At 70.8% G+C, this 16,204-nt stretch carries 14 protein-coding genes; 2 read left to right on the top strand and 12 right to left on the bottom strand.

Features of this window, described 5'->3' with window-relative positions; genetic code table 11:
• Positions 1-48: 48 nt before the first annotated feature.
• Positions 49-1,803, bottom strand: a complete 1,755-nt coding sequence (locus ABZ928_RS41335; protein ID WP_361530894.1) for a hypothetical protein — start codon at positions 1,801-1,803, stop codon at positions 49-51.
• 344 nt (positions 1,804-2,147) lie between these two features.
• Between ABZ928_RS41335 and ABZ928_RS41330 the strand changes: the two genes are divergently transcribed.
• The gene (locus ABZ928_RS41330; RefSeq protein ID WP_361530891.1) at positions 2,148-2,780 is read left to right on the top strand and encodes a DUF6417 family protein; all 633 of its coding nucleotides are present in this window, start codon (positions 2,148-2,150) and stop codon (positions 2,778-2,780) included.
• Between the two features lie 334 nt (positions 2,781-3,114).
• On the opposite strand, the gene ABZ928_RS41325 is transcribed toward ABZ928_RS41330, so the two are convergent.
• On the bottom strand, positions 3,115-3,777 hold the full coding sequence (locus ABZ928_RS41325) for a hypothetical protein (protein ID WP_361530888.1): 663 nt from the start codon (positions 3,775-3,777) through the stop codon (positions 3,115-3,117).
• A gap of 39 nt (positions 3,778-3,816) precedes the next feature.
• The gene (locus ABZ928_RS41320) at positions 3,817-4,209 is read right to left on the bottom strand and encodes an NUDIX hydrolase (RefSeq protein ID WP_361530885.1); all 393 of its coding nucleotides are present in this window, start codon (positions 4,207-4,209) and stop codon (positions 3,817-3,819) included.
• Between the two features lie 486 nt (positions 4,210-4,695).
• Between ABZ928_RS41320 and ABZ928_RS41315 the strand changes: the two genes are divergently transcribed.
• Positions 4,696-5,526 carry a hypothetical protein gene (locus tag ABZ928_RS41315; RefSeq protein ID WP_361530882.1) on the top strand — a complete coding sequence of 277 codons (831 nt, stop codon included), beginning with the start codon at positions 4,696-4,698 and terminating at the stop codon, positions 5,524-5,526.
• Between the two features lie 114 nt (positions 5,527-5,640).
• Here the strand turns inward: ABZ928_RS41315 and ABZ928_RS41310 are convergent, their stop codons facing one another.
• From ABZ928_RS41310 to ABZ928_RS41270, 9 genes are all read right to left on the bottom strand, one after another.
• On the bottom strand, positions 5,641-6,522 hold the full coding sequence (locus ABZ928_RS41310; protein WP_361530879.1) for a 6-carboxytetrahydropterin synthase: 882 nt from the start codon (positions 6,520-6,522) through the stop codon (positions 5,641-5,643).
• 278 nt (positions 6,523-6,800) lie between these two features.
• The gene (locus tag ABZ928_RS41305; RefSeq protein ID WP_361530876.1) at positions 6,801-7,622 is read right to left on the bottom strand and encodes a hypothetical protein; all 822 of its coding nucleotides are present in this window, start codon (positions 7,620-7,622) and stop codon (positions 6,801-6,803) included.
• Positions 7,594-8,682 (bottom strand): hypothetical protein, encoded by a 1,089-nt coding sequence (locus ABZ928_RS41300; RefSeq protein WP_361530873.1) that lies wholly within the window; start codon positions 8,680-8,682, stop codon positions 7,594-7,596. The genes ABZ928_RS41305 and ABZ928_RS41300 overlap by 29 nt, the downstream gene beginning before the upstream one ends.
• A complete protein-coding gene (locus ABZ928_RS41295) occupies positions 8,679-9,653 on the bottom strand; it encodes an endonuclease/exonuclease/phosphatase family protein (RefSeq protein WP_361530870.1) in 975 nt (324 codons plus the stop codon). Before ABZ928_RS41295 ends, ABZ928_RS41300 begins: the two co-directional genes overlap by 4 nt.
• A 41-nt stretch (positions 9,654-9,694) precedes the next feature.
• Positions 9,695-10,252, bottom strand: coding sequence for an NUDIX hydrolase (locus tag ABZ928_RS41290; RefSeq protein WP_361530867.1), 558 nt, complete (start codon positions 10,250-10,252; stop codon positions 9,695-9,697).
• Positions 10,253-10,333: 81 nt separating this feature from the next.
• Positions 10,334-12,634: a methyltransferase, FxLD system gene (gene fxlM / locus ABZ928_RS41285; RefSeq protein WP_361530864.1), complete on the bottom strand. Its 2,301-nt coding sequence runs from the start codon at positions 12,632-12,634 to the stop codon at positions 10,334-10,336.
• A 36-nt stretch (positions 12,635-12,670) separates the two neighbouring features.
• Complete coding sequence (locus tag ABZ928_RS41280; protein WP_361530861.1) at positions 12,671-14,029, bottom strand: phosphotransferase; 1,359 nt, start codon at positions 14,027-14,029, stop codon at positions 12,671-12,673.
• Positions 14,030-14,070: 41 nt separating this feature from the next.
• The gene (locus ABZ928_RS41275; RefSeq protein WP_361530858.1) at positions 14,071-14,928 is read right to left on the bottom strand and encodes a class I SAM-dependent methyltransferase; all 858 of its coding nucleotides are present in this window, start codon (positions 14,926-14,928) and stop codon (positions 14,071-14,073) included.
• Positions 14,925-16,187, bottom strand: coding sequence for a methyltransferase domain-containing protein (locus tag ABZ928_RS41270; protein ID WP_361530855.1), 1,263 nt, complete (start codon positions 16,185-16,187; stop codon positions 14,925-14,927). Before ABZ928_RS41270 ends, ABZ928_RS41275 begins: the two co-directional genes overlap by 4 nt.
• Positions 16,188-16,204: the final 17 nt, after the last annotated feature.

The following is a 16,204-nucleotide window of genomic DNA, read 5'->3' as shown; positions in this document are numbered from 1 at the left end:
AGCACCCTGACGCCCGCCGGCGTCAGGGTGTCTGGCCGGGCGGTACGTCTAGTGGCTGGCGCGACCGGTGCACAGATCGAGGCACAGGGTGCCCAGGGCGGAGGTGAGGTCTTCCAGGGCGCGGATGTACGCACGCATCGTGAGAGGGATGTGGATGCGTTCCCACCGGGCCACGTCGTGCTGCCGCTGTGCCCACACCGCTTCAAGACCGGAAAGGGCCCGAGTGCTGTCGTCCAGGGCGTTCCAGACTGTGCCGATCGCCAGGCCGAGCGGCTGACCGGGACCGACGTCGAGTTCGGTCTCACCCTTGTGGTGGTCCTGGACGGTCCGGAGCGTGGCGCGGAGGTGCCCGATCCGCATAGCGCGCTGGATCCAGGCCGGCCCCTGGACGTGGGCGGGCAGTTCGGGGGTGTCGGGCGGCGCCTGGAGCGTGGGCAGCAGCTCGGCCGCGGCCTGCCGCGCCTGGGCCTGGGGCTCCCACACTCCAGCGTGCAGTTGGCGCAGGGCGCCGGTGACGGCCTCGGCGGCGTAATCGACGGCGGGCTGCCACCGCGGCGGGCGCTCGTCGCGGAACGGCCCGGACGTCAGGTCCCGGCAGCGGGCGCCGAGCAGCAGGGGCGGCGGCTGAAGACTGGTGGGGTCCGCGGTGTCGCGCAACGGGCGGCTCTCGTGCAGGTCGCGGAGCAGATGCCAGGTCGCTATCCCCCGGGCCGCCTCCAGCAGTTCGTGCTCCTCGCTCAGCTCCTGCCAGGAGAGGTCAACGACATCGGGGTTGCAGACCGGCAGAGGGTCGGCGAACAGGCGCTCGTGCAGGGCCCCGCCCAGCCACCACAGGGTTCGGGCCAGGTCCACGTCGTCGACCAGCAGCCCTTCCTGGCGTGCCGCGCGCCACACGGCCAGCGCCAGGATCCGGTTGGCCGGCAGCCACGTGAGCTCACGCTCACTGATGGCCTCGGGGGTGGAGGCGGTGCCGGAGGCGTACAGGTCGAGGTCGTCGACGTGGTAGTCGAGGTGCCGTTGGCACAGTTCCCATGTTTGGCGCTCGGCCCGTGTCCAGGCGTCCAGCCCGTAGGCGCTGTGGTGGGTTTCTTCCCACGCCTCTTCGTCCAGGACGACCTGCAGCGCCGCGGTGCGCCAGATGACGTCCACCGTGTCGTCGGCGTCGGGCTGGGTCAGCTGGACGTGGTATCCGTGCGGCAGGGGGCCGCCGGACAGGTCTCGGCGTTCGTCGTCGAAGTACCAGGCCGGGGCGATCACGGAGCCGGTGACGCCGTCGAACTCCCCGCCGACGCCCTGCACTTGGGTGCCGGCAGGCAGGGAGCGGTGCAGCTCTTCCTCCAGGGCGTGGCAGACGGCGTGCACGGCCCTGCCGTGGCAGACCACGACGGCCGGTTCCGCCGAACCGCGTGCGACGCCGCGTGTCATGCCGCCCCACCTCTGCTTCGAGTCAGGGCGGTGGGGGTCGGCGGGCCAGGTGCGGGTCAGCCACAGCCAAGTGGCGATCACCGGATCACTGTTGTCCACCGTGGTGGGATCGGTGTCCGTGGCCAGGGCCAGGTCCTCGCCGACCAGGGGAATGGCGAGCTCCCGGACACCGCCGTCCAGGCGCGAGAGATGCCACAGCAGCGATCCGGATGTCACCGCCTCCACGCCGCCTGTCCTCTGGCGGCCCAGTGCGGCAAGGGCGATGGCCAGCACGTTGCGGGTACCGGTGTCCTCCCAGTTGTTGTTGTCAAAGACGGTCAAGGCGGCAGACGCCAGTTGCTGCGCCCTGGCGACCGCCAGACCCCACTGCCCTGTCATGCCGAGCCTTCCTCAAGCCGACGAGTTCACGCTGTCTTCCTGCCGCATACTCCCACGTGGCCCGGGCCGCGGTGCAGGCCGCGGTCTGGTCGGCTGAGGCCCCTCGCCCTCCAGGTTCGGCGGAGCTATGGCAGGCAACGCTGCCGCCGTCGCCGACCAGGGTGCCGGTCGCCGATGGTTAGAGACCCTTCAGCGTGACATCGACCCCGGTCGCGGAGTGGCGGCGTGCGTACCGCCTCGTGCTCGATCACCGGAGTGACGGTAAAGGGAAACACTGCAACACGAGCCATGGACAGGGACGATGAACTCGCCCGCTGCCGATCGAGACCGAACAGGGGGACGTCTTGAGGCACTCCGAGAAACGGATCGCGCTGCTGGACCTGCTGTGGGAGCACGAGCAGGCCGCGGGCGAGACGTGGGTCGTGGACGGTGTACCCGTTCAGGACCAGCAGCGTGTGGTGGCGCTGGTGAACGAGGGGCTGGTGGAACTGGCGGACCGAGAGGTCCGAGCGGAACTGTCCGCTCGCTTGTCCCGGCCCGTGCGCTGGGCAGCGAGGCTGACCTCCAGCGGCCGTGACGTGCACACCTACGCCCACGCTGGCCCGCCGCAGCCCTTCGGTGCGCCTGAACCCGGGCCCGGAGAACAGCTCGTGGAGCTGCGCCCGGCCCAGATGGACGCGGTACGGGTCTTTGTCCGTCTCGCCCATGCCCTGGCCACGGGGCCGGCGGAGGGGCTCGCCGAGCGTGTGCGCACCGCACCGTTCAGCCGCAGCGACAACCGCTGGTGGCTGTGCCTGACCCAGCAGCAGATCACGTCGGTCGCCTATGCCCTCCACCTGCACCGGCTGACCAACTCGGAAGCCGAGGCCAACGCCTTCGCCCGCGACTACGGCATCGTCTGCCGGCCCTCCCCGACGACCGGAACCCCGGTCCCGGTCACCCTGAGCCGGCGCACCAGCAACGCGGACCGCGGGTGAGCGCCCCGACACCCCACGATGCCCGGCCCACGTCCGGTGGCCGCCTGCACGGCCCCGAGCACACTCGACCAGCTGATCAAGCCGGTCATCGAGCTGTGCGACTATTATGCGCTGGCGTCGTGGCGGATCACCCCGCGCCACTTGGACAGCTACATCGCCGGCCCTGGGAAGCGAGCCCGGGGCACCAAGCGGCAGAAGATCACGGGCCGCCTCCGACTACCGAAAACCGCCGATCACCGAAGCCCACGTGCAGGAACGCCGTCCTGCCCACGGTCATCCACGCGGTTGGCGACGTACCGTCATGCGAAGAGTGGGTAGAGCGGCACCCCGACCGCTATGCGCGCTGACGGAACTCCTCGTCCGCTGGGCCGTTCAGCATGTAGGTGTTGCGAAGCAGCGGCACTGGCCAGTGTGCCGTGCGCATCGCCTCGGATTCGGTCACACCGGCGGTGGCTGCCCATCTTCTGAGACCGCGCAGCGCGGTGTCCGACTCGGCGGCGGTCATGTTCGCCGCGTACACCAGCCATCCGCCGTCGGCGAGTTCCTCGCCGACGGCGCACTCGGGGCTCCCCTTGGACGGCCCGAGCGGCTCGTCCGTCCCGACGACCAGAACACGGGCGCCCTCCATGCGGGCGAGGAACAGCACAACGCGGGACATGTCCGCCTGAGCTTGCACATCGCCGACCGCCGCGACCACCCGCTTCCACAGTTCCGCTGCTGACACCTCGTCGAGGTTCACGGTTTCGCTCTGGCCGCCTTGTGGCATGCGCTCTGCCGGCATGTGCGCGCTCACCCCGTCGGCTTTGAGCTGCCGAAGGACGGACCGTTCCACCTGCCGTGCGGGCTCCCGGGAGGGGAGCAGCACGGCGCGGTACAGGTGCCACCCCTTGCTCCGGTGCTGGGCGATCCGCGACGAGTCGAGGTCGGCGATCCCGACCTTCCCGACCTGGGTAGCGCTGTGCGTCACCACGTAGACGTGGGTGGCTGTGGCGGTCATTCGTTGATCTCCAACCAGACCTCGTTCACGCCACTCAGCCTATGCCCGTGAGTGATCGGCCAGGAGGAGGGCGACCACACTCCCAGCCTCGGTGATCCTGCCGGATCGAACCGCCTCGACGGCGTCGTCCAGTTTCCAGCGCTGCACCGCCATCCCGATCTCGGTCGCGTCGCGGTGAATGCGGCCCGGCCGAAGACCCGTGGCTAGGTAGAGATGTGTTCGTGCACCCGTGATCGCGGGGAGCGGGTCGATTACGCCCAGCAGACGTGTCTCCCTCGCGACCAGGCCGGTCTCCTCTTCCAGTTCCCGGACGGCCGCCACGTGTGGATTCTGACCACCGACGCCACCCCCAGGAAGATGGAGGACGCGACGCTCCTGGAGATAGAAGTCGTCCTCGACAAGGGCGATTCGTCCTTCGTCATCGAGGGCCACGATGCGGACTCCGTCATCGACGCTTGCATGTTCGTAGGTGCCGGGGCTACCGTCCGGCCGGATGACCGAGTCGCGATTCAGGGCGATGAAAGGTCCGCGGTGCAATACCTCGGACGCTGTTCGTGTCCACCCCACCGCCCACTCTCCCTGAGCAACTGGCACTGATCGCGGAGATCCACGCTAAGCACCCACAGCCGAACTCGCATGCCATTACCCTGAATCCATACCTCCCACGTGCGAGTTCTCACTCCTACGAGCCTCGGATTCCTGGAACCCGCGCGCTTCCGTCGGCGGGATCCGGTGACACATTCAGAGGCGACGCTCGCCCGGGAGATGGGAGAGGTGTCAGAGGGCATCATGCTGGGCACAGGTGCCGCCATGGAGCCCAGCGCGGGCGCGCGTTCACGCGGTAGTCTCGACCAGTTGGCGAACCCGCACACCCCGGCGCCCCGTTGACCCTTCCCCGTACCTGCTTGGAGTCGCCGTATGACGGTTGCCCTGCCTCCACGGACGCTGCCGGACGAGATGGCCTACCTGCTGCCCACGACGGCGCCGGACGTGTGGCGGGCCGCCGTGGCACGCGCCGCCCAGCTTCTCGCGCCCACCTGGGATGACCGCCCCGGCGACATCGGGGCACTCTCCTTTGTCCTGCTCACCCTGTCGGTCGAGCGTGAGGAACCCCCGCAGTCCATCCCCCTGGCCGTCACGGCCGAGTACCTGCGCGCCCAGGGCAGGGAGCCGGAGGAGCTGAGCCGGCGGATCGAGGCGGCGGGACAAAGCGCCGGCGTTCTGGGCGTCGGTGACGGCTCCGGCCCGCTGGACAGGCTGTGGAGGAATCTGAGCAGCTGGCTGGAGGCGCCGGGCGAGCCGATGGGCGACGCACCGGGACAGCCCCCGGTGCTGTGGACGGCCGTGCGCGGACTGCACGACGTGATCAGCTCCTTGGACGAAGCCGACATCCGGCAGACGCCGGTACCGCTGCCCTCCCTCAGCACTCTGACGGTCCTGGTCAGCCGCTACGTCCAGATCGTCACTGCCCGCGCCATCCGACCGGTCAAATGCGACACCTGTACCGGAAGCGAGGGCGGCGTCCTGCGGGTGGACGGCCCCGAGGTCACCTTTGTGTGCGCCGAGGGACACACCACGGCCCACGACCGGCTGGAGGTCCGGCGCGTACGCAACGCCCTTGCATACGCCGGAGTGCCCATCGGCGCTGCGGTGGCCGTCGAGGGGGACCTCCCCGTCACCAGCAGCGCCTGCGGCGAACGCTCTGACCCGCGCCACCTGTCCCGTTTTACCGCTGACCTGCTGGCGTGACACAACGGGGCGACGATCACAGGCGGCGCTACCGCGCGGATGTCTGCGGACTGATTGCCCGTCCGCAGCAGCAGGCGCCTCCGGACGCCTGGCCGCCGCTATCTCGCACACTGCTCAGGAGCGGGCGGCTTCGGGCGGTGGCGGCAGCTCGTCCAGGGCAGGCAGGTGGGTCCGCTGCAGCGATGTCACCCAGGAGGGAAGGTCTTTCGAGCCCAGCGTGTACAGGGTCTGCTCGCGGTGCGGCTCGATGACCTGGCCAGACTCGTCCGCGTGCACGGTCGTGGCGAGGGTGGCGTAGGCCCACCACTCCGCGGGCAGCCATGTGCCGTGGAACGTGTGCTCGGCGGCATAGCGGTATTCGATGGTGAGCCGCTCCACGCGCAGCAACTGGTCGCCCGGGGCGGTGCACTCGGACAGGACGTTGCCCGCACGCCGGCGGGTGTAGGGCTGATGGCCTTCGGCGAAGTGCACCGTGACGTGTTTGACCATCTCCACGGTCCTGGCCCCGTCGGGACCGGACCAGAACTCCTCCCAGGACACGTCGACTCCGGCGGCCCGGATGTTGTCGTTCTCCAGCGCGAAGCGGCCGTGGGCTGCGTCGTCCTGGGGACGGTAGGTGACGACCAGCCGCTCGCCCCGGTCGAGCGCATGGGCACGCGTCGGGCCCTGCACGTGCACCGCAGCCAGATGCGGGACCCTGCCCGCCCAGATGGTGAAGATCCACTTGCCCAGCTGCCACGCCCCGCAGTTCTGCGCCAGCGAATCGTCCAGCGTGTTCAGATTCTGCTGGTGCAGGTACGCGTCGATCCAGGCGTCGAACTCGGCGAATGCGGTGTGCACCGCGACCGACTCGTCTGCGGTCAGGTTGTCGGCGGCGGCTATCTCCAGCCGCACCGTCCAGCGATGCTGGTGGGGCGGGTGGCACATGTGCCAGGACGGCAGAGTCGACTGGGTGTGGATCGCGTTGAAGTCGGCTTCACGGGTCAACGTCATCATTAGCAGCTTCTCCTTCGCACCCGTCAACCAGCTCACCTGAACGAGCCGCCACGGGGCCCGTGCTGCGGGGCATCCCGGAGGTACGCCTCGTGAACTCCTCCAGACGGTAGACGATCAGCAGGCGTCGTGGTGACGGAACACGGGAGGCTTCCCGATGCTGATGGCGGGCTGTAGAGGTAACGAAAGGCGCTACCCGACAGCACACTGTCGACCGCAGACCGGTACCCGGAGCGCGTGGACACGGTGCCGGGTAGGCCGATTCAGGAAGCTGGGTCCGCTCACCCCAGGGTTGCTGTGAGTGTCCGGAGGGGCTCGGCAAGTTCCGGGTGGTCGCCGCGCGAGCAGGACTGAAGGAGGTCCGCCGCGACGATGAGAAGCGCTTCTCGGCCCGCTTCGCTGGTCAACACAGGGAATTGTGCGAGGACTTGGTCCGCAGAGCGAGGGGCGAGCAGCGAGTAGACGTACAGCAGGGCGCAGTCGTATCCCAGGGGCGCGGTCCCGAAGCCCTCGAAGTCCAGGAGGGTGGGGCCGTCGGCTGTGAGGTTGGCCCACTGGAGGTCACCATGGGCCGTCGCCCAGTGCTCGATGACCGGTGCGGGACGGCCGGTGAACTGAGGTACGGCCCGGTTGATCCACTCCTGCCGTACGGCGGTGCGGTCGGTGGGAGTGGCGGCGATGGTGTCGAGGTCCGCGCGCAGGCTCTTCCACCAGGTGTCAGGCAGGGCGAGTTCGGTGCGCAGGACGGGGTCGGGTGAGCAGACCGGGGAGGTGACCAGTGCGCTGAGTTCGGCGCGGTAGGCGGTGTCCTCCCGGACGAGGTCATGGATGCCGTGCAGGGCGGGGCGGCGCACGTCGGGGAAGGTAGCTGCCGCGAGGCGGGTGCCGTCCCAGAGCTTTCCGTGTGCTTTGTCGACTGGGGCGGAGATCAGCCGCAGCCAGCACGCGCCGTGGCGGAGGTGGTGGGCTTGCTGTCCCAGGGAACGGCCGGCGTAGCCCCAGCGGCGCGGCCCGCTGACGGTCACCTCCAGGGCCTCGGCAGCCCGGGGCTGGGCGGCGAGGATGCGCTGTTCGTCAGCAAGGCTGGTGGGGGGCGAGTACATCGAGGACCTTCCGCAGGGCATCTGCTGGGATGGGCGGCTCGGCGAGCGCGGCGCGTGCGGCGTCCCAGTGTGCCGCAGTGGAGGCGGACAGCAGGACTTTTGAGACGCCTGGGCAGGAGGCGGCGGCCAGCAGGCACGCTTGGGCGGTGGACAGCCCGCTGCGCAGCAGGGCGGCGAGTTCCGGGGTGGCCAGGCCGGGGAGTTCGCCGCCGTGCAGGGGCGCAGAGGCGTGCACGGACCAACCATGGGCGGCGGCTTCCGCGATCGGCCCATCGTGGTCCAGAGCCTGAGCGAGGGCGATGTCCAGGACGAGGCTGACGGGAAGCTGGATGACGCGGAGGTGGTGAGCGGCACTGCCGGCCGCTTCGGTGGCCAGGCGGTCGAGGATCTCGACGGTGAACAGGTGCTCGATGAAGCCGTGCCAGGTGGCGATGCCGTAGGCGCCGATGTGCCCGGCGGCGGCTTCGGCCTCCAGCACGGCGAACGCTTCCCGCAGAACGACGTGGAGGGCGTCGGGGGGCAGTGTGGTGTGTTCGGGGTTGTGGACGAAGATGGCATCGAGGTGCGCGCGGCCCAGCTCCGCCCGGTTGCGGTCGGTCTGCGTCGCGAAGGTGGCGACCAGTTGCCGGCCTTGGGCAGGGTCAGTCCGGCGGCGCCGAGTCCGGCCCGGACGCCCACGTAGAGCTGGTGCAGTTCGTCCTCCGGCCACACATCGGTGGGCGGATGCGGACGCGCGGGGCGGGCCGATCTCGATGCTGATCGGCGCCACACGGGAGAGCGCCTTCTGAAGAACCGGCGCGGCGTGCAGCAGGCGCTCGGCATCGAGGCGCCGTCCGTCGCCGTCGCGGGGGTCGATCTTCTGGATCGTCATATGGAGGTCGGGCTCGGCGACCGGCGTGATGAAGTCCTGGTAGGGCGCCAGTACTTCACGGAGACGGGCGAAATAGGCCAGTACCTGTAGCTGGTCGTGCGGCAGCCACAGCACGTGAGGCTTGATCCGGTCCTCGTCCGGTCCGTCCGCCGCAGTCCACAGCCGCTCCGGGTTCAGGAACCGTCTCACCGGCCACCTCCCTGAACCGTGATGAGAGTGGGATCGACGGTCGTCCAGATGATCCGGTGGTCCGAACCGGCCAGCGCGGTCTTGCTGTCCAGGACGCCGTACCCGGTCACGGCGGGAGCGACGGGCCGGGTGGCAAAGATCAGGTCGATCCTGCGCTCGCCCCAGGGGTCGGGGTCGCCCTTCCCGTCTCCCCAGTGCCCCACCGTGGCCTGCCACGGAACGCCCAGATGGGCCGCCACGTCCACCATGTAGCCGCGGCGCAGCAGGATTTCGCTCTGGCGCCGGTCGGCCAGCTGGGCTCCGCCGATGGTGCCGGCCTGGACCTGGTATTCGAGATCGTCGTGGTCCTGCTGGGCATATGCCTCGCTGTCGTAGTAGACCGGTGCCCCGTCCGGGCCCGGCACTTGGGCGGCGGACAGGGCGTTGAAATCACCGACGACGAGAGCGGGCCTCACCCCTCCGGTGCGGCGCAGGAGGCCCTTGATGCGCAAGGCTTCCTCCGCCCGCCAGTTCGGCCGGAACGGATCTCCGTGGTAGGCGACCATCGTGAGGGGCTCGGCGGAGCCGATGTCGAAGGCCGCCGTGGTCAGTCCGTGCCAGAAGTCAGGAACACCGAGGGGCCGGTAGCTGCCCGGGACGTAGCCGACCGTACGGGGGTTCCACAATACGGCCGTGTACCAGGCTCGGTGGGGGTGGCCGTCGGCGGCCATCGCCACGCCGTGCGGATACCCGTCGGTGGGAGTGATCTCGGCGGTCAGTCCGCAGCCGTCGGCGAACGCTGCCACCGTCTCGGCGGCTACGGCATCCCACTGCTCGCGCGGAGTGTTCGGCGTATCGACCACGATTTCCTGGATGCCGAGAAGATCTGGGTCGAGTTCGCGGACCGCTGCGACGCGTGCGTTCCAGGCGGCGGTTCCCAGCGCGTCGAGACGGAGTTTGTAGGCGTTGTAGTTGCCTATCTTCAGCAACACGAAGTCCTTTCACAGCAGGCGAGTTGACCTGGGCAGACGGGTCAAGAAGCAGGGGACGGCGGAGTGATCGGGTAGCCGTCTTGCAGTACCACCGCACCATCGGTGGTGCGGGCGTGGAAAGCGGCCAGGGCGCGGCGGGCGTTGCCGGGCGCCATCAGGGCGGGGAGGTCGGCGGGATCGACGAAGTCGACGCCTTCGATCTCGCCTTGGCGCGGGCGGATCGCGGCGATCTGTTCGCTGTCCCAGGTACCGCCGTCGAAGACGTAAATGATCTCGCCGGGGAAGTGCGCGGGGTCGTATCCGGGTGTGGTGGACGGGACCCAGTCCACAGCCAGGGTCCGGCTGATCGGCAGGTGGATGCCCAGTTCCTCCAGGACCTCGCGGGCAGCTGCCCGGGTGGGGGCTTCCTTGTCGTCTACGGCGCCGCCGGGCAAGAGCCGGGTGGTGCGGTAGGTGACGCGCTCCAGCAGGATGCGGTCGGCTAGGTCGGTGATGAGCACGGACGCGCCGGTCCACAGGGTGGCCCGGGAGGCCCCGTAGGCGGCGGGCGTCGATCCGGGGCGGGGCGGGGTGGCGGAGCTGGGCGGCGGGGCAGACATGAGGTCCTCCGAATCATCAGGACGTATGCGGGACACGGGTGCGGGGCCGGCGGGGTACCTGGCGCGGCAGGACAGGGTGCGTCAGGGCGTGTCGTGGTTCCAGTCGAAGACGAGCCGGGTGTGCGGTTTGTCCAGGACGTGGCCTGGGGGCAGTTCCGCGGCGGCGCGAGCGGCGGGATACCCGGTGAGCTGGGGGCTCAGGGTGCGGGCGTGGCGGTCCCAGGTGGTGACGAGTCCGGCCAGGGTGTCGGCGAGCTGCTGGGCGTGGGGTCCGTAGGCGTGGATGCCGAATTCCCACAGCGGTTCGCGGGTCGGGGCATCGGGGAGTTTGCGGGTCAGGACATAGCCGAGGGAGTCGTCGCGAACGAGGGTGGCGGCGTCCCAGCCTCTCGGGCGCTGGAGGAGGCCGGTGTCGAGATCCGCATCGACGGTGAGGCGGGCGAACCCTTCGTCGAGGTGGGTGGCCAGCCACAGCATCAGCATGTCGAAGGGGACGTCTGCGCCGATGGTGACGCCGGTCCAGCATTCAGTGCGGGGCATGGCGAGCGCGGCTTCGAGGCGGCTGGTGTCGGTGGGGGTGCCGTCGGCGAAGCGGACGGTGACCTCCCCGTCGCGCAGCCGGACGGTGTGATCCGGGCGGTAGCCGGGGCCTTGGAGGGGGACGAAGCCGCACACCGTGTATTCGTCCGCGACGAGCGTGCCGTGGCGTTTGGTGAAGGGGATGGACCAGGTGTAGCCGTGGATGCGCAGCGGGACGACGAGCCGGCCGCCCTCGGTGAGGCAGTCGGTCCAGGCGGGCGGGATGTCACGGGCCTCGACGGTGACGATCAGGGCGTCGACGCTGCCGGGCTGGGCGAGCGTGGCGGGGGCCTGTTCTCCGTCGCCGAGGTGGACACGGACGTCGTGGTAGCCGGTGTCGTCGAGGAAGCGCCGGGTGCGGTCGGTGACGAAGGGGTCGATGTCGATGCTCGTCACCCGGCCGTGCGGACCGACGAGTTCCTGCGCGAGGGCCGCGTTGGGGCCGGAGCCGATCTCGATCACGGTGTCGCCGAGGCCCAGACGGGCGTCGCGGAGCATGACGGCCTGCAGCCAGGGGGCTGAGACGCTGCTGGTGGCCTGCCCGCCGGGGGCGCGTCGGGTGACGGGCGCCGTCATCGGGTCGTAGGCGTCGTCCAGGTCGATGCCGGGCAGGAACCAGTGTCGGGGAACTTGCCGGAACGCGGTCTCGATCGCGCTGCCCTCCTCCAGATAGCCGTCGCGGATCAGCCGGTCGGCCATCGTGTGCCGCAACTCCGCGGCTTTGGCGGCCTGTTCGGCGGGTTCCGGGATCGCGGCGGGGGTGATCGAATAGCGGTGGACGGGCGGCAGCCCGGGCAGCAGTCCGGGCCAGACGGTGTCGATGACGTGCGCGCTCGGCGTGAACAGCGGCTGGGCCAGGCAGGGCAGGTCGGCGGGCTCCATCCACTCCCAGCGGCTGATCAAGTCCGCTTCACGGACGGCTGGTTCACCGTGGTAGGCGGTGACGCGGACGGCGGCGGTCATCCGGGGGATGCTGTGGACGGAGTCCATCAGCAGGGCCAGCAACCGCGCATCCTCAGCGCGAGCGGCCAGCCCGGTCTCCTCCTTCAGCTCCCGCACGGCCGCGGCGACGAAATCCTCGTCGGCGTCGTTCTTCCCGCCGGCCAGTTCCCAGACCCCGCGGCGGGCCGACCAGCCGAGCAGAATCCGCCCCCGCGGGTCGGTGACGACGACGCCGGCCCCGGTCAGGGCGTGCGGAGACGGCCGGCCCTTCCCTGCGCACCGGACCGCAACCGCCACGGGCTCCCGCAGGACGATCACGGCGAGTCCGTCGGCGTCGTGGCGGTCGGCAATCTTCCAGCCCGCGCACAGCAGAGTGATCTCCGCCTCGTCCAGGGCGATGTCCCGCTTGCCGTCCGGCACGGTGGAGGCGACGGGCGTGATGACGCACAGGGCGCCGCCGGGGCGCAGGCGTTCGCGCAGCTGGTTCATCACGCGGGTGCGGTCATGGATGAACGCCCAGCCCAGACGGCAGATGATCAGGTCGTACGCGGGGTGAGGCAGGGCCTGGGGGCCGTCGTCCTCGATGTCGAGCAGCAGGTAGGTGACCGGCGTATCGGGGCCGGTGTCGGCTTCGGCGCGGGCGAGCGCGGCGGGGGCGTAGTCGAGGGCATCGACCGTGTAGCCGCTGTCGGCGAGATGGCGGGCCAGTTCCCCGGTGCCGCAGCCGACATCCAGGGCGACACCGTTGTCCGGGGCGGGGGCGTGCCGGGCGAGCAACTGGCGCTCGGCGTCACCGAGCTTGCGGAACGCACCGCCGTCGGTGTAGTGCGTATTCCACTCATCGGGCGTGGTGTAGGCCACCGGGAAGGCTCCTTGCCGGGCAGAAGGGGAGGGATGTCAGAGGAAGGTGTGGGTGCGCAGGGCGCGTAGGGTGCGCAGTCCACGTTCGAGGAGTTCGGGGTCGTGGTGGGTGCGGCCGTAGGCGATGCCGCTGACGGCGTCGAGGGCGGCTTCACAGCGCAGCCGCTCCAGCTCCTCCGTGGTCAGGTGGCGTCCGTAGCCGGTGAAGAACGCCTCCATCAGGTCCGGGCGGCCCAGCCAGGTATCGGACAGCCGCACGAAGTCGCGGACTGCGGGGCCGAGTTCACTGCGTTCGAAGTCGATCAGCCCGGCCCGCAGGTTTCCGTCACCGACGGTCTCCAGGAGGATATTGCGGGGCTGGAGGTCACCATGGGTGGGCACATGCGGCGCGGGTGGCAGGGTGTCGCGGCGCGCGGCGAGGGCGAGAGCGAGGTCCTCGTCCCCGGCGGCCAGCAGGGGGCGGGCGCTGTCCAGGTGCCGGTGGAGTTTGCCGGGCCCGGGCGGCGGGGCCACGTTCGCGGGGGCCGCGTGGTGGTAGCGGGCCGTCAGTTCCCCGACCTGCCGATGCACCTCCTGCTCCAGTGCGGCGGGCAGGGCCTGGCCGTGCAGGGGGCGTCCGGCTACTTCCGTCAGGACCACGAGGCGGCCCGGACCGTCGGTGGCGACCAGGCGTGGCGCCCGCGTGCCAAGAGCAGGAACCCAGTGCCGCAGCGCCTTCACCTCCCGGGCGTGGAACCGGTCGTTCTGGTGCCGCTTGACGTACCAGGCGCCGCCGCGTGCCCCGGTGGCCCGCCAGACCTGGCTCTCCTCCCGCGGCCACGAGCTGTCCGCCCAGTGTGTGATCCGGCCCACCGCCTGCTCGGCGAAGACCCGCACCGCCTCCTCCGGACGCTCCGCATCGTCTTGGAGCGGTGCGTCGGGGACGATGTAGAGCCGGTCGACGGCGGGATCGTAGGCGATCGGGTCACCGGGCTCCTGGAAGTGGACGGCCAGGCGGGCGCCGGCACGGTAGGCGTCCAGACCGGCTCGGCAGTAGGCCACCATCGGCTCCGGCAGCGCCTGCCACCCGAACCAGTCCATCCCGTCGCACAGTTCCGGTTCCGTGATCTCCGGCTCGCCCTCCCAGACACGGATGACGAGGAACACGCCGATCCGCGCGGCGCCGGCCGGGGCGCGGTGATGGACGGTGACCCCCGCCTGCACGTCAGCCCGCCCGGTGCGTACGCCGGTCTCTTCCAGGAGTTCGCGCCAGCCGCCGTCGATGACGTCTTCGTGCGGGCCGTCGAGGTGTCCCGACGGCAGATGCCACATCCCGCTCGCATACACCCCACCGGCCCGCCGCGACAGCAACACCTGCTGCCCCGTGGGGCCTTCGCGCAACAAGATCAGGTGCACATCGGCAGGAACTCGATAGCGCCCTGCGGCGCTGTGCCCGCTCACCTCGCGCCCCGGGGGCGGCGCGCGAGCAGCACGGTGAAGTCCACCTGCTCGGTCAACAGCCCGTCGGATGCGTAGGTTTCCAGCAGCCGTGCGGCCTTGGCCTCGAACGCGGCGTGCTGCCCGCCGAACCGCTCGGGGCGGGCGCAGGAGGTGGTGCGCAGGCAGTCGATCACCTGCTGGGGTGTCCAGGTGCGCGGAAAGCGGAACAGGTGCCGGCTGACGTCACTGAACGCGGAGCCGGCCAGTTCGCTCTCGTAGTGCAGGTGCTGCGCGGAGCGGGGCGAGGGCCTTGCGGGGCTGTGGTCGGGGTCGAGAGAGGACTGGATCAACTCCCGCAACGGGCCTGCCCAGTCGGAGCGGTGGGCGAGCAGAGGGCCGTCGTCCAGGAGCGCGAGCACGGTGTGCGGGGCGGCGATGCGTTCCGCCATCGCCAGCACGGCGGCGCGGTCCATCCGGTGGAAGGCCCGCGCGCAGGTGATCAAATCGGCTCGGCATGCCGGGCCGCGTGCGGCGTAGTGCTCGGCAGGTGTTTCGTGGCAGGCCAGGGACCGATCGCCCATCAGGGGGTGCAGGGCCAGGGCTGCTTCGCGGAGCATCGCCCGGCTGGGGTCGACCAGATCCACGCGCCGGATGCGGGGCAGCGCGGGCAGCACCGCGGCGGCGACCTGCCCGGTGCCCGCGCCGAGATCCAGCAGCGTCACCGCCGGCATGCCCGCCATGGCGTCGGCCAGCAGCCAGGCCACCTCATCCGGTACCCGAGGCCGGAAGCGGGCGTACGCCCGCGCCATCGTCCCGGACAGCGGCGGAGGCGCCACCGGATCCGGGGCGGTATGGGAGGGGGCGGGGTGGTTCACCGCGGTTCTCCGTTCTCGCACTCGAAGGGGCGGTCGTCGTTCAGGGGCCAGGACAGCCGGGTGCGGCCGGAGCCGGCGACCGCCCACTGCGTGCCGTCGGGATCGAACTCGATCCGGTACTCGCCGGGTTCGCCGGCCGCCCGCCACCGGGTGGCGATCTCCTCGATCTCCTGCCAGATCCCGCGCGGCCCGAACTCCGTGACCGTGCACGTTGCGCCGTTCCGCCCCACGCGCACCCAGGAGTCGTCCTGGGGAGCACCGATGGCCACCTCCTCGGCGCCGAAGTGCCGCACCAGGCCCGGCCGCAGATGACCGAGCGCCAGCCAGAACCCCCGTGCCGCATCGGGTGGCGGCGGCCTCAGCCCCGACACCGTGACGCCCGCCTGCGTGGTCATCCGGCTTCGGAAGGCCGCGTCCAGAAAGGGGCGCTCCCAGCCCCACCCGGCGCGGTGCCCGAACTCCACCGCCCGCAAGATGCCCTGGGCATGCCCCTGCGCGTTCTTGGTGACCACGGCCAGCCCGGGCCAGGACGGCGAGCTGCTGCCGACGGTGGCCAGCAGCCGGCCCCCGGGCGCGAGCTGCTGCACCAGCGCCGGCGGCACCCTGGGAACGGCGAAGGAGACAAACACCCGGTCATAGGGCGCCCGCGGGGGCCAGCCCGCCTCCCCGTCCCCCGCCACGACCGCAGGCTCGAACCCCAGCCGGGCGAGGCGGACTTCGGCGGCAGCGGTCAGATGAGGATCGCGGTCGATGGTGGTCACGCCCCCGTCGCCGCACAGGTGGCAGGCCACGGCGGCGGTTACGCCCGCGCCGGTCCCCACATCCAGCACCCGCTGCCCGCCGCGCAAATCCAGCTCCTGCAGCAGCTCGGCGGTCATGCCCATCACGCTGGACATGGAGGTCATCGCCCCGCCCGAACGCCAGCCGCGCGCCCGCCCGAGCAGCGCCTCGCCGTCGTGCTGGACGGCGACGCTGTCGCCGCTGTGCAGCACGCGCAGCAGCTCCTCCTGGTCATCGGTCACCGCCCAGTCCAGCAGCTCCCAGCGCGGCACGGTCTGATCCGGGGCGCTGCGCCGTACGTACGCCTGCGGCAGCAGGATCTGGCGGGGCAGCGCCAGCAGTGCCTCGGTGAGCGGGCCCGGGGACAGGTTCCCGGCCTTGTGGAGGCGGGCGACCATGGCCGAGCGCGCTGTTGCTGCCGCATCGCTGTCGTCCCCGGCGGGCGAGGCCGAGGGGGCGGGTGCGGGGGAGTCAGGCACGGTGAGCGTCTCCTTTG

The sequence above is a fragment of the Streptomyces sp. NPDC046909 genome (genome assembly GCF_040644695.1).
Lineage (GTDB): Bacteria > Actinomycetota > Actinomycetes > Streptomycetales > Streptomycetaceae > Streptomyces.
The sequence above is the reverse complement of the archived record's forward strand: the minus strand, read 5'-3'. Positions and strand labels throughout refer to the sequence as shown.

Bases quoted from the DNA above. Each gene is read 5' to 3' on its own strand.
- ABZ928_RS41335 (WP_361530894.1), bottom strand. From the start codon at position 1,803: ATGACAGGGCAGTGGGGTCTGGCGGTCGCCAGGGCGCAGCAACTGGCG.
- ABZ928_RS41310 (WP_361530879.1), bottom strand. From the start codon at position 6,522: ATGATGACGTTGACCCGTGAAGCCGACTTCAACGCGATCCACACCCAG.
- ABZ928_RS41290 (WP_361530867.1), bottom strand. From the start codon at position 10,252: ATGTCTGCCCCGCCGCCCAGCTCCGCCACCCCGCCCCGCCCCGGATCG.
- ABZ928_RS41305 (WP_361530876.1), bottom strand. From the start codon at position 7,622: ATGTACTCGCCCCCCACCAGCCTTGCTGACGAACAGCGCATCCTCGCC.
- ABZ928_RS41315 (WP_361530882.1), top strand. From the start codon at position 4,696: ATGACGGTTGCCCTGCCTCCACGGACGCTGCCGGACGAGATGGCCTAC.
- ABZ928_RS41325 (WP_361530888.1), bottom strand. From the start codon at position 3,777: ATGACCGCCACAGCCACCCACGTCTACGTGGTGACGCACAGCGCTACC.